The organism is Pseudomonas sp. BT-42-2, assembly GCF_025847435.2.
GTDB classification, from domain to species: domain Bacteria; phylum Pseudomonadota; class Gammaproteobacteria; order Pseudomonadales; family Pseudomonadaceae; genus Aquipseudomonas; species Aquipseudomonas urmiensis.
Genome location: NZ_JAOYTM010000011.1, coordinates 242,482 through 254,951 on the forward strand (window position 1 = coordinate 242,482; position 12,470 = coordinate 254,951).

Annotated in this window: 7 protein-coding genes; 5 read left to right on the forward strand and 2 right to left on the reverse strand. The window is 64.0% G+C overall.

Annotated elements, in window-relative coordinates:
- Window position 1 precedes the first annotated feature (1 nt).
- The 3 genes from OIU19_RS14455 to speA all read left to right on the forward strand — a co-directional run bounded on the left by OIU19_RS14455 (window position 2) and on the right by speA (window position 3,166).
- A complete protein-coding gene (locus OIU19_RS14455; protein WP_264235565.1) occupies window positions 2-538 on the forward strand; it encodes an NUDIX hydrolase in 537 nt (178 codons plus the stop codon).
- Window positions 539-728: 190 nt separating this feature from the next.
- Entirely contained in the window at window positions 729-1,100 is a 372-nt protein-coding gene (locus OIU19_RS14460) for a translation initiation factor Sui1 (RefSeq protein ID WP_186555527.1), read from the forward strand.
- Window positions 1,101-1,252: 152 nt separating this feature from the next.
- A complete protein-coding gene (gene speA, locus OIU19_RS14465) occupies window positions 1,253-3,166 on the forward strand; it encodes an arginine decarboxylase (protein ID WP_264235567.1) in 1,914 nt (637 codons plus the stop codon).
- A 21-nt stretch (window positions 3,167-3,187) separates the two neighbouring features.
- On the opposite strand, the gene OIU19_RS14470 is transcribed toward speA, so the two are convergent.
- Entirely contained in the window at window positions 3,188-4,525 is a 1,338-nt protein-coding gene (locus OIU19_RS14470) for an MATE family efflux transporter (protein ID WP_264235569.1), read from the reverse strand.
- Window positions 4,526-4,719: 194 nt separating this feature from the next.
- Here OIU19_RS14470 and OIU19_RS14475 point away from each other — a divergent pair, with 194 nt between their 5' ends.
- Entirely contained in the window at window positions 4,720-9,621 is a 4,902-nt protein-coding gene (locus OIU19_RS14475) for an alpha-2-macroglobulin (protein ID WP_264235571.1), read from the forward strand.
- A 119-nt stretch (window positions 9,622-9,740) separates the two neighbouring features.
- Here OIU19_RS14475 and OIU19_RS14480 read toward each other — a convergent pair whose 3' ends face one another.
- On the reverse strand, window positions 9,741-10,034 hold the full coding sequence (locus OIU19_RS14480; RefSeq protein ID WP_186555523.1) for a hypothetical protein: 294 nt from the start codon (window positions 10,032-10,034) through the stop codon (window positions 9,741-9,743).
- A gap of 59 nt (window positions 10,035-10,093) precedes the next feature.
- Here OIU19_RS14480 and pbpC point away from each other — a divergent pair, with 59 nt between their 5' ends.
- Window positions 10,094-12,448, forward strand: a complete 2,355-nt coding sequence (gene pbpC, locus OIU19_RS14485; protein WP_264235572.1) for a peptidoglycan glycosyltransferase PbpC — start codon at window positions 10,094-10,096, stop codon at window positions 12,446-12,448.
- The last annotated feature ends 22 nt before the right edge of the window (window positions 12,449-12,470 follow it).

A 12,470-nucleotide genomic window follows, 5' to 3' on the forward strand; every position in this document is an offset into this window, starting at 1 on the left:
TATGCCCATCACCCCAGCCGAGGCCGCCCACCGCGCGGCCTCCGACCTTGAGCAGATTGCCTGGGTCGATGCCGCCGACCAACTGCTCGGGGCACTGCCCCGGGCCGAGTTGCGCGAGCGTGGCTTGATCGGTCGTGGCACCTTCATTCTGCTGTTCAACAGTGCCGGCGAGCTGTGCATCAACCGCCGTTCGTTGAGTAAAGCCGTGTACCCGGGGTATTGGGACGTAGCGGCAGGTGGCATGGTCGCGGCCGATGAGAGCTATGCCGAGTCGGCGGCCAGGGAGCTTGAAGAAGAGCTTGGCGTTTGCGGCGTCGAGTTGCGGTTTCACGAGAAGTTCTTCTTTGACCAGCCGGGTAACCGGCTCTGGTGTGCGGTGTTCTCGGCGGTCTGGGATGGCCCGCTGCGGCTGCAACCTGAAGAAGTCATCGAGGCCCGCTTTGCCAGCCTCGAACAGGTCGAGCTCGATCAGCAGCAGCTGGCGTATTGCCCGGATTCTCTGGCCGCGTTGCAGCGCTACCGGCAGCGCTTGGCCTGACGTCGCGAATGCTTCGTAAAATGGCGCATTCCAGTACTTAGCAACCGGCGCATTTATCGTTACACTGCGCGCCCTTTTCGGGCTGTCGCAAGATCTGCGTCAGTAGCGCCGCCCCTGCCAGAGTGGGGCTTCGCGGTCGGTTCCAGGCAATGGCGTCGACCAGTTTTTGTCCTCAGCAAGAGGAACAAAAGTGGCCAAGAAAGCTTCTTCCTTCTCCGCCCTTGGCGGTCTCGTGTATTCCACCGATGCCGGTCGGCATTGCCCAGCGTGCGGCAAGCCGGCGGATGCCTGCATCTGCAAGCAGCACGTCATCCCCGAAGGTGACGGGATCGCCCGCGTGCGCCGCGAAAGCAAAGGCCGCGGCGGCAAGACCGTGACTACGGTCAGCGGCGTACCGCTGGCCCTCGAACAGCTCAAGGAGCTGGCCACCAACCTCAAGCGTCGCTGTGGCACGGGCGGAGCGCTGAAGGATGGGGTCATCGAGATTCAGGGCGACCACGTCGAGCTGCTGCTCGGCGAGCTGACCAAGCTGGGCTTCAAGGCGAAAAAATCCGGCGGTTGATCCGCCTGGACGCATTTTCCCCAGGGCTTTCTAAACTCGTTTCCGTAGTCAGGGTCTATCCCTGGACATGGACGAACCGTCATTTTCAGTTTCTACACTGCCAGCGCCCTTTCGGTAGGGCAGTGTCTTCGACTTTTCTACAGGGGACTTGAATGTCCGTACGACGCACACGCAAAGACGATGGTAGCCAGTGGACCGTGGCCGATAGCCGCAGTGTTTATGGCATCCGCCATTGGGGCGCAGGGTATTTCGCCATCAATGAAGCCGGGCGCGTCGAAGTGCGCCCCAATGGCCCCAACAGCGCGCCGATCGACCTGTTCGAGCAGGTCGACGAGTTGCGCCAGAGCGGCCTGTCGCTGCCGCTGCTGGTGCGCTTCCCCGACATTTTGCAGGACCGCGTGCGCCAGCTGACCGGCGCCTTCGACGCCAACATCGCGCGCCTGGAGTACCAGAGCCAGTACACCGCCCTGTACCCGATCAAGGTCAACCAGCAAGAAGCGGTGGTGGAAAACATCATCGCCACCCAGAACGTCTCGATTGGCCTGGAAGCCGGCTCCAAGCCCGAGCTGCTGGCCGTGCTGGCGCTGGCGCCCAAAGGCGGCACCATTGTTTGCAACGGTTACAAGGACCGCGAGTTCATTCGCCTGGCGCTGATGGGCCAGAAGCTTGGCCACAACGTGTTCATCGTCATCGAGAAAGAATCCGAAGTCGCCCTGGTGATCGAGGAAGCCGCTGATCTGAAGGTCAAGCCGCAGGTCGGCCTGCGCGTGCGCCTGTCGTCGCTGGCGTCGAGCAAGTGGGCCGATACCGGTGGCGAGAAGTCCAAGTTCGGTCTGTCTGCGGCCCAGCTGATCTCGGTGGTCGAGCGCTTCCGTGGCGCCGGCCTGGACCAGGGCATTCGCCTGCTGCACTTCCACATGGGCTCGCAGATCGCCAACCTGGCGGACTACCAGCACGGCTTCAAGGAAGCTATCCGCTACTACGGCGAGCTGCGCGCCTTGGGCCTGCCGGTCGATCACATCGACGTCGGTGGCGGCCTGGGGGTCGACTACGACGGCACTCACTCGCGCAACGCCAGCTCGATCAACTACGACATCGACGATTACGCCGCAGTCGTGGTGGGCATGCTCAAGGAGTTCTGCGATGCCCAAGGCCTGCCGCACCCGCACATCTTCTCGGAAAGCGGCCGCGCCCTGACTGCGCACCACGCGATGCTGGTGGTGCAGGTCACCGACGTCGAGAAGCACAACGACGAAGTGCCGACCATCGAGAACAAGGAAAGCCTGCCGGAGACCGTGCAGTGGTTGGTCGACCTGCTCGGCCCGACCGATATCGAGATGGTGACCGAGACCTACTGGCGCGCTACCCACTACATGGGTGACGTGGCCGCCCAGTATGCCGACGGCAAGATCAGCCTGGCCGAGAAAGCCCTGGCCGAGCAGTGCTACTTCGCTGTATGCCGCCGCCTGCACAACTCGCTCAAGGCTCGCCAGCGTTCGCATCGCCAAGTGCTCGATGAGCTCAACGACAAGCTGGCCGACAAGTACATCTGCAACTTCTCGGTGTTCCAGAGCCTGCCGGACACCTGGGCGATTGGCCAGGTGCTGCCGATTCTGCCGCTGCATCGCCTCAACGAAGAGCCGCTGCGCCGCGCCGTGCTGCAGGATCTGACCTGCGACTCGGATGGCAAGATCAACCAGTACGTCGATGAGCAGAGCATCGAGACCAGCCTGCCGGTGCATGGCATCAACGAAGGTGAAGACTACCTGTTGGGGATCTTCCTGGTCGGTGCCTACCAGGAGATCCTGGGCGACATGCATAACCTGTTTGGTGACACCGATTCGGTGAACATCTACCAGAATGCCGATGGCAGCGTGTACCACGCCGGGATCGAGACCCATGACACCATCGAAGACATGCTGCGCTACGTGCACTTGTCGCCGGAGGAGTTGATGACGCATTACCGTGACAAGGTGGCCAGCGCCAAGATCACTGCGCGTGAGCGTACCCAGTATCTGGATGCGTTGCGCCTTGGCTTGACCCGCTCTTCCTACCTGTCGTCGTAAGCTTCAATGGCTTGGGTGCTCTCAGGGCACCCACTGCCCCTGCCGCTCCAACCGCCACCCCAACCACCCCAGCGTCACCGCCCGCAACCCCATGAAGGCGAGAAACGCCAACCACAATCCATGGTTGCCGAACCCGCTCGCCATCCACGCCAATGGGCAAGCCAGCACTACGCTGAGCAGCATGGCATTGCGCATTTCTTGCGCCCTGGTCGCGCCAATGAACAAGCCATCGAGCAAATAACTCCACACCGCCACCAGCGGCAGCAACGCCAGATAGGGCAAGAACGGATACGCCGCCGCACGTACGCTCTGGATATCTGTCTGCAAGTCGATGAACAGATGCCCGCCCAGCAGGAACAACAGCGCAAAGCCGATACTCACGATCAACGACCAGCCGCCCGCCACTACCAGCGAGCGGCGCAGGGTCTGGCGATCACGCGCGCCGATGGCGTGGCCGCATAACGCCTCGACCGCATGGGCCAGGCCATCCAGGGCATAAGCCGTCAGCATCAGCCCATTGAGCAGCAAGGCATTGGCCGCCACTGTCGCCTCGCCCAAGCGCGCGCCTTGTACCGTCAGCAGCAGGAACACCAGTTGCAAGGCCAGGCTGCGCAAAAAGATATCGCGGTTGACCGCCAGCAACGGCCGCCAGGCCTGCCAACGCTTCAACGCCGCCCAGGCGATCTGCCCAGGGTAGGCACGCAACGCCGGGCGGGTAAGGGCCAGGCCCAGCAGCGCAGCACTCCACTCAGCGATCACCGAGGCCCGCGCCGAACCGACCACGCCCCAGTCCAGGCCAAGGACGAACCACAGGTTCAGGGCAATGTTCAGCAGGTTGGTGGTGAGCAGGATGGCCAGCGGCGCGCGGGCGTTCTGGGTACCGAGGAACCAACCGACCAGGGCGTAGCTGGCCAAGGCTGCCGGCAAACCCAGCAAGCGTGTGTGGAAAAAATCTTCGGTGGATTGATGCAGCGCCGTGCTCGGCTGCATGGCGTGCAACGCCAATTGGTTGAAGGGCAGGGCGAGCAGGCCGATGACGATGGCAAAGCCCAGTGCCAGCAGCAGCCCTTGCACCAGCACCTGGCGCAACGCTGCACCGTCGGCGCGCCCCGCAGCCTGGGCGGCGAAGCCCGTGGAGCCCATGCGCAGGAAGCCCATCAGCCCGACCATGAAGGTGAACAGGGTGGCGCCCACCGCCACTGCGCCGAGCTGGTGAGCATGCGGCAGATGGCCGATGACGGTGCTGTCGACCAGCGCGACCAGGGGCACCGAAATGTTGGACAGGATCATAGGCGCGGCCAGGCCCCAGACCTTGCGGTGGCTCGGGCGATCATGCCAGTCGGCGATAAGAGAAAACATGCGAAGTCCTGGAAGTGGAGCTGCCTGTAAGACTGTTTCGGGTAAGGGGTGGATTTGCCCGACGGCATTGTAGCGGCCAGGCAACCAAACTGCGCGAACGCGGTCTCACTTGCCGCTCCATACCGGGTACGGCGCTCGCGGTTGCGCTATAGTTGGTGCCCTTACGAACACGCTGCCGAAGAGTCCCCTCTCTCATGCTCAACAAAGGATTGTTGCTGGCCTGCGCGCTGGCCCTGCTCAGTGCCTGTGATTCCTCCTCCAAGGACACCCCTGCACCCGCGGAAAAACCGCCGGCCACTGCGCCTGCCGAAGCTAAACCGGCCAAGCGCGAAGACCCCGCCGTTCTCGCCAAACGCTATGCCGGTCGCGAGCTGACTGTACTGGATGTCTCGGAAACCCAGGTCGACGGTGCCAGTGCGTTGTCGATCAGCTTTTCCGCTCCGCTGGATGCCAGCCAGGACTTCGCCGCCAAGGTGCACCTGGTCGATACCGTCAAAGGCAAGGTCGATGGCGCCTGGGAGCTCTCGGACAACCAAATGGAGCTGCGCCTGCGCCACCTTGAGCCGCAGCGCAAGCTGGTCCTGACCGTCGACAAGGGCCTGCTGGCGGTCAATGGCAACGCGCTGGCCAGCGAATCGGTCAGCCGCCTGGAAACCCGCGACATGCAGCCGACCATCGGCTTCGCCAGCCGTGGCTCGTTGCTGCCCACCCGCTTGGCCGAAGGCCTGCCGGTGATCGCCCTGAACGTCGACAAGGTCGATGTCGAGTTCTTCCGCATCAAGCCGGAAATGCTCTCGACCTTCCTGGTCAACTGGGGCCGTAACAGCAGCTTGTACTACTACCAGTCCAAGGAAACGTTGCAGATGGCCGAGCTGGTGTACAGCGGCCGCTTCGACCTCAACCCTGCGCGCAACACCCGTGAAACCGTGTTGCTGCCCATCGCCGGGATCAAGCCACTGCAAGACCCAGGCGTGTACCTGGCGGTGATGCGTGCCTCCGGCACCTACGACTACTCGCAGCCGGCGACCCTGTTCACCCTCAGTGACATTGGCGTCTCCGCGCACCGTTACCGTGACCGTCTGGACGTGTTCGCCCAGGCCCTGGAAGGCGGCAAGGCGCTCAACGCAGTCAACCTCGAACTGCACGATGACAAGGGCAAGTTGCTGGCCCAGGCCAAGACCGACAGCGACGGCCATGCGCAACTGCCGATCACGGCCAAGGCCGACACCTTGATCGCCACCCAAGGTGTCCACACCACCTTGCTGCGTCTGAACACTGCTGCCCTGGACCTGGCTGAATTCGATATCACCGGCCCGCAAGCCAATCCGCTGCAATTCTTCATCTTTGGCCCGCGCGATTTGTATCGCCCGGGTGAAACCGTATTGCTCAATGGCCTGTTGCGCGATCAGGACGGCAAGCCCATCAAGGCCCAGCCGGTGAGCGTGGAAGTGCGCCGACCGGATGAGCAGGTCAGCCGCAAATTCGTCTGGGAGGCCGATGCCAATGGCCTTTATCAATATCAGCTGCAATTGGCCACTGAGGCGCCTACCGGTCGCTGGCAACTGCTGCTGGACGTGGGCGGTGGTCGCAAGCAGGTGTACGAGTTTCTCGTCGAGGATTTTTTGCCCGAGCGTCTGGCGCTGGAACTCAAGGGCAGCAGCACGCCGCTGAGCCCTGAGCAAACCGCACACATTCAGGTCAACGGCCGCTACCTCTATGGCGCGCCTGCTGCCGGCAACCGCCTGAGCGGCCAGGCCTATGTGCGTCCGCTGCGTGAGGCAGTGCCGGCGTTGCCGGGTTATCAGTTCGGTTCGGTCACCGAGACCGAGCTCAATCAGGATCTGGAACTGGACGAAGTCACCCTCGACCAGGCCGGCAAGGCAACAGTGGACATCGAGAGCCGCTGGGCCGAGGCTCGTTCGCCCCTGCAACTGACTGTGCAGGCCAGCCTGCAAGAGTCGGGTGGTCGGCCGATTACCCGCCGCCTCGAACAACCGATCTGGCCGGCCGAGCGCCTGCCGGGCCTGCGCGGGCTGTTCGAGGGGGAAGAAACCGACAGCGACGGCCCAGTCGAATTCGAAGTGCTGGTGGCCGACCGCAACGGTAAAAAGCTCGCAGTCGATAACCTCAAGGTGCGCCTGATCCGCGAGCGTCGTGACTACTACTGGAACTACTCGGACAGCGACGGCTGGAGCTACAACTACAACGAGAAGTTCCTGACCCAGAGCGAGGAGACCGTCAGCGTCAAGGCCGGCTCCACGGCCAAGCTCAACTTCCTGGTCGAGTGGGGCCCATACCGGGTCGAGGTGGAAGATCCGCAGACTGGCCTGGTGTCCAGCGCACGCTTCTGGGCTGGCTACCGTGCCCAGGACAACGCCGACGGCGGCGCGGTACGTCCCGACCAGGTCAAGCTGGCGCTGGACAAGAAGTCCTACGCCGATGGCGGCACTGCCCAGGTCACCGTCACCCCACCGGCCGCCGGCAGTGGTTACCTGATGGTCGAATCCAGCGACGGTCCGCTGTGGTGGCAAGAGATCGATGTGCCTGCCGAGGGCAAGACCTTCGACGTCAAGCTCGATAGCAAGTGGGCGCGCCACGACCTGTATATCAGCGCCCTGGTGATCCGCCCCGGTGAGCGCAAGGCCAATGCCACGCCCAAGCGCGCGGTTGGCGTACTGCACCTGCCGCTCGATCGCGCCGAGCGCAAGCTGGCGGTGACCTTGCAAGCGCCAGAGAAAATGCGTCCCAAGCAGCCGCTGACGGTCAAGTTCAAAGCCGTCAATGCCGATGGCAGCGTTCCCAAGCAGGTGCATGTGCTGCTGTCTGCGGTGGATGTCGGCATCCTCAATATCACCGACTTCAAGACCCCAGACCCCTTCGCCAGCCTGTTCGGCCGCAAGGCCTATGGTGCTGACCAACTGGACATCTACGGCCAGCTGATCGAAGCCGGCCAAGGCCGTCTGGCGAGTTTGGCGTTCGGTGGCGATGCGGGCATGGCCAAGGGCGGCAAGCGCCCCAATACCACGGTGACCATCGTCGCTCAGCAGAGCCTGCCAGTGACCCTGAACGACAAGGGTGAAGGCGAGGCCACTGTCGACATCCCCGATTTCAACGGTGAGCTGCGGCTGATGGCCCAGGCCTGGAGCGACGAGCACTTTGGCATGGCCGAAGGCAAGACAGTGGTCGCCGCGCCGCTGATCGCCGAGTTGTCGGCGCCACGCTTCCTGGCCGGCGGCGACCGCACCAACCTGGCGCTGGATTTGGCCAACCTGTCCGGTCGCGCCCAGCAACTGACTGTGCAACTGAGCACCGAAGGTCAGCTCGGCCTGGTTTCCGCCAATCAGCAAAACATCACCTTGGCCGAGGGCCAGCGCAGCACCTTGATGATTCCGGTTCAAGCCCAGGGTGGCCTTGGCCAGGGCAAGGTCCATGTGCAGGTCAACGGCTTGCAACTGCCAGGCGAGCCTGCCATGGCCTTCGAGCGTGAATGGACCTTGGGCATTCGCCCGGCCTACCCGGCAATGCTCAAGCACTACCGGGTGGCACTCAAGGATCAACCCTGGAGCCTGCCCGAGAGCGATCTGGCCGAGTTCGAACCAGCGGGCCTGGAAGCCAGCCTCGCCCTGTCGAGCCGCCCGCCATTGAACCTCGCCGAGCAGATCCGTGCGCTTGAGGCGTATCCCTATGGCTGCCTGGAGCAGACCACCAGCGGCCTGTATCCGTCGCTCTACGCCGACGCCGAAAGCCTCAAGCGCCTGGGCATCAAGGGCGAGCCGGCCGATGTGCGCAAACGCAAGATCGAGATGGGTATCGAGCACCTTTTGGGCATGCAGCGCTACAACGGCAGCTTCGGCCTGTGGAGTTCGGACAGCGAGGAAGAGTACTGGCTGACCGCCTATGTCACCGACTTCCTGCTGCGCGCTCGCGAACAAGGTTATGGCGTGCCGGCCGAAGCGCTGAAGAAAGCCAACGAGCGCCTGCTGCGTTATCTGCAAGAGCGCAACTTGATCGAAGTGAACTACAGCCAGAACGCCGAGCACACCCGCTTTGCGGTACAGGCCTACGCCGCGCTGGTGCTGGCCCGCAGTCAGCAGGCGCCACTGGGTGCCTTGCGCAGCCTGTTCGAGCGCCGCAGTGACGCCCGCTCAGGTCTGCCCCTGGTGCAACTGGCGGTGGCGCTGGACAAGATGGGCGACAAGCCGCGTTCGCAGCAAGCCTTGCAGGCCGGCCTGGGCATTGGTCGCAGCGACGGCTGGATGGCCGACTATGGCAGTGCGGTGCGCGATCAGGCGCTGATCCTGGCGTTGTTGCAGGAGAACAACCTGGCCAGTAACCAGGTCGACCAGCGTCTGTTCGCCTTGTCCGATGAGTTGGCGGCCAATCGCTGGCTGTCGACTCAAGAGCGCAACGCGCTGTACCTGGCTGGCCGTGGTCTGCTGGGTAAACCCGAAGGCAAATGGCAGGCGCGTCTGGACAGTGCCGGTGAGATTCGTGAGCTGGACAACGCAGAATCTGGCATGAAGCTCGAAGGCCCTCTGCTGGCATCGCCACTGACGGTGCAGAACCAGGGCAGCGAGACCCTCTACCAGCAACTGACCCTGTCCGGTTATCCGCGCCAGGCGCCTGCGCCAAGTGGCAACGGCATGGAGATTCGTCGCGAGTACCTGGGCATGAACGGCCAGTACCTCGACCTGCGTAATCTGCGCAGCGGTGATCTGGTCCTGGTGCATCTGGCACTCAAGGCGCACAGCCAGGTGCCGGATGCGCTGGTCGTCGATCTGCTGCCTGCGGGGTTGGAGCTTGAGAACCAGAACCTGGCCCAGAGCGCGGCCAGCCTGGAAAACGCCAGCAGCGCGGTAAAGCAGTGGCGCGAGTCGATGCAGAACGCCAACGTGGTGCATCAGGAATACCGTGATGACCGCTACGTAGCGGCGCTCAAGCTCGATAGCTACGGCACCACGCACCTGTTGTACCTGGCGCGTGCGGTAACCCCGGGCACCTATCGAGTGCCGCCACCGCAGGTCGAGTCGATGTACCGGCCGAACGTGCAGGCGGTGGGCGAAAGCCAGGGTGAGTTGGTGGTCAAGGCGCGCTAGGGGCCGCTGGCCTCATCGCGGGGCAAGCCCGCTCCTTCAGGGTTGCGCAGGCCCATGTAGGAGCGGGCTTGCCCCGCGATGAGGCGCCAATCGTCCAAACAAATGCCTCTGATCCTGGATCAATGAATGATCCAGCTCAGCACCCACAACCCCAGCACCAACCAGATGATCCCAAGGATGATCGAAGCGCGCATGAACGCGCGGATCGCCGAGTACAGCAGCAACAGGCCCACGATCAGGGCCAGGATGCTGACCAACGAGGTGTCCATGCCCAAGGTGCGCGCCAGACCATCGATAAAGTTGCCGCCGGCGTTGGCCAGCAGGTTGAACAGCCCGCTCAATGCGTCGACGATAAAGCGGATCAACGCGCCCAATGCCTGGCCCAGCCAATCGAAAAAACCTTCTACATGCATAATCGCTTCCTGATGATCAATCCAAGGCTTTGGCCATCACCTGGCCAGGTCGGTTCCCGATGCCAAGCTTAGTACGCCCACATAGCCGTGCGGGACGGCTACTGCGCGGCATTGTCGTGGGCTGCCTGCTGGCGATGGGCCTGCTGTGGTTGGCCGATCGTATCTGGCCATTGCCGATGCCCGCCGATGACCTGGCGCGGGTGGTCCTGGCCGAAGATGGCACGCCGCTTTGGCGTTTTGCCGATGCCGAAGGCGTCTGGCGTTATCCCATCAGCCCCGATGAGGTGTCGCCGCTGTATTTGCAGGCGCTGCTGACCTACGAAGACCGCTGGTTCTACCGCCACCCCGGGGTCAACCCGCTGGCGCTGGTGCGCGCGGCCTGGCTTAACCTCAGCGGTGGCCGGGTGGTGTCCGGGGGCAGCACCTTGTCGATGCAGGTGGCGCGTTTGCTCGACCCGCACGAGCGCACCTTGCTGGGCAAGTCGCGCCAGTTGTGGCGAACGTTGCAGTTGGAGTGGCACCTGTCCAAGCGCGAGATCCTCCAGCTGTATCTCAATCGAGCACCGTTTGGCGGCACCCTGCAAGGCGTGGCGGCGGCCAGTTGGGCGTATCTGGGCAAATCACCCAAACACCTCACGCCCGCGGAGGCGGCCATGCTCGCGGTATTGCCGCAGGCGCCCAGCCGGTTACGCCCAGACCGCCATCCGCAACGGGCCCAGGCGGCTCGCGACAAAGTCCTGCAGCGCTTGGCCGAGTATCAGGTGTGGCCCGCGCAACAGGTCGATGAGGCACGCGAGGAGCCCTTGCTGCTGGCGCCGCGCCAGGAACCGGCGCTGGCTCCGCTGCTGGCGCGAAGGCTCAATAGCGCCAACAGCCCACCGCTGATTCGCACCACCGTCGATGCCTCGTTGCAGCGGCGCCTGGAAGATTTGCTGCTGGGCTGGCGCGCACGGCTGCCCGAGCGCACTTCAGCGGCGATCCTGGTGGTCGATTCGCAGACCATGGCAGTGCGCGCCTACCTGGGTTCAATCGACCTCGCCGACGAGCGCCGCTTCGGCCATGTCGATATGGTTCACGCGCTGCGCTCGCCCGGCTCGACGCTCAAGCCGTTCCTTTACGGCATGGCCTTGGATGACGGCCTGATCCATTCCGAATCGCTGTTGCAGGACGTACCGCGCCGCTATGGCGACTACCGTCCGGGCAACTTCTCCATGGGCTTCAGCGGGCCGGTCTCGGCCAGCTCAGCCTTGGCCCTGTCGCTCAACCTGCCGGCGGTGCAATTGCTGGAGGCCTACGGCCCTAAGCGGTTCGCTGCGCAACTGCGCATGGGCGGCATGCCGCAGATACTGCCGCCATTGGCCGAACCGAACCTGTCGCTGATTCTGGGCGGTGCCGGCAGCCGTCTGGAAGACCTGGTCGGCGGCTATGCGGCCCTGGCCCGCGCCGGGAACAGTGCGCGTATTCGGCTGCAACCGCAGGATCCTCTGCTGGAGCGCCGATTGCTCTCACCTGGGGCGGCGTGGATTATCCGGCGTATTCTCAGCGGCCAGGCGCGCCCGGACCGCGACCCGCACGCAGAACTGGTACAGCGCCCGCAGCTGGCCTGGAAGACCGGCACCAGCTACGGCTTTCGTGATGCCTGGGCGGTAGGGGTAGGACCACGATATTTGATCGGGGTGTGGATTGGCCGCCCCGATGGCACTCCGGTGCCTGGCCAGTTCGGCCTGGCCTCGGCGGCGCCGTTGATGCTGCAAGTGCATGACCTGTTGAGCAATCGCGACGCCCAGCGAGGTATCAGTGCGCCAGTCGAGCAGGTGCCAGCGTCGGTGGGCGTTGCCGCGATCTGCTGGCCATTGGGCCAGCCGATGAATCGGCAAGACCCCAATTGCCGGCGCCAACGCTTTGCCTGGACCCTCGACAACACCACCCCGCCGACCTTGCAGGCGGCTGACCAGCCATTGGGCCTGAGCCTGCGCGAAACCGTCTGGGTCAATGACCAAGGCTTGCGTGTGGATGCCAGCTGCGCCGGAGCCAAGGCGCAAGACATCGCCCTCTGGCCGGCCCCATTGGAACCTTGGCTGGCCCGGGTCGAGCGGCGTGCAGCGCGTCTGCCGCGAGTCGACCCGGCCTGCCCGCCGCAGGTGCCGGCCAGCGCGCCACCGCTGTCGATCGTCGGCGTTCGCCCCGGTGATAACCTGCGTCGCCCGGCGACCAGCAGCGAGCCTTTGCAGCTGCATGTTTCGGCGTTAGGCGGCGCTGGCCAGCGCTGGTGGTTCGTCAATGGCCAGCCGCTGGGTGAAACCCGCGGCCAGGAGAGCATGCTGGTGCGTTTCGAACAGGCCGGGCGCATCGAACTCAGCGCCTTGGACGAGAGCGGCGAGACGGCGCGTGTAGAGTTCCAGGTCAGCGAATGATTCAACGGCGCCAGGCGCGCAC

What these genes read in the sequence shown, in the direction of transcription:
- OIU19_RS14455 (WP_264235565.1), top strand. Translation starts at nt 2, where the DNA reads ATGCCCATCACCCCAGCCGAGGCCGCCCACCGCGCGGCCTCCGACCTT.
- speA (WP_264235567.1), top strand. Translation starts at nt 1,253, where the DNA reads ATGTCCGTACGACGCACACGCAAAGACGATGGTAGCCAGTGGACCGTG.
- OIU19_RS14470 (WP_264235569.1), bottom strand. Translation starts at nt 4,525, where the DNA reads ATGTTTTCTCTTATCGCCGACTGGCATGATCGCCCGAGCCACCGCAAG.
- OIU19_RS14475 (WP_264235571.1), top strand. Translation starts at nt 4,720, where the DNA reads ATGCTCAACAAAGGATTGTTGCTGGCCTGCGCGCTGGCCCTGCTCAGT.
- OIU19_RS14480 (WP_186555523.1), bottom strand. Translation starts at nt 10,034, where the DNA reads ATGCATGTAGAAGGTTTTTTCGATTGGCTGGGCCAGGCATTGGGCGCG.
- pbpC (WP_264235572.1), top strand. Translation starts at nt 10,094, where the DNA reads ATGCCAAGCTTAGTACGCCCACATAGCCGTGCGGGACGGCTACTGCGC.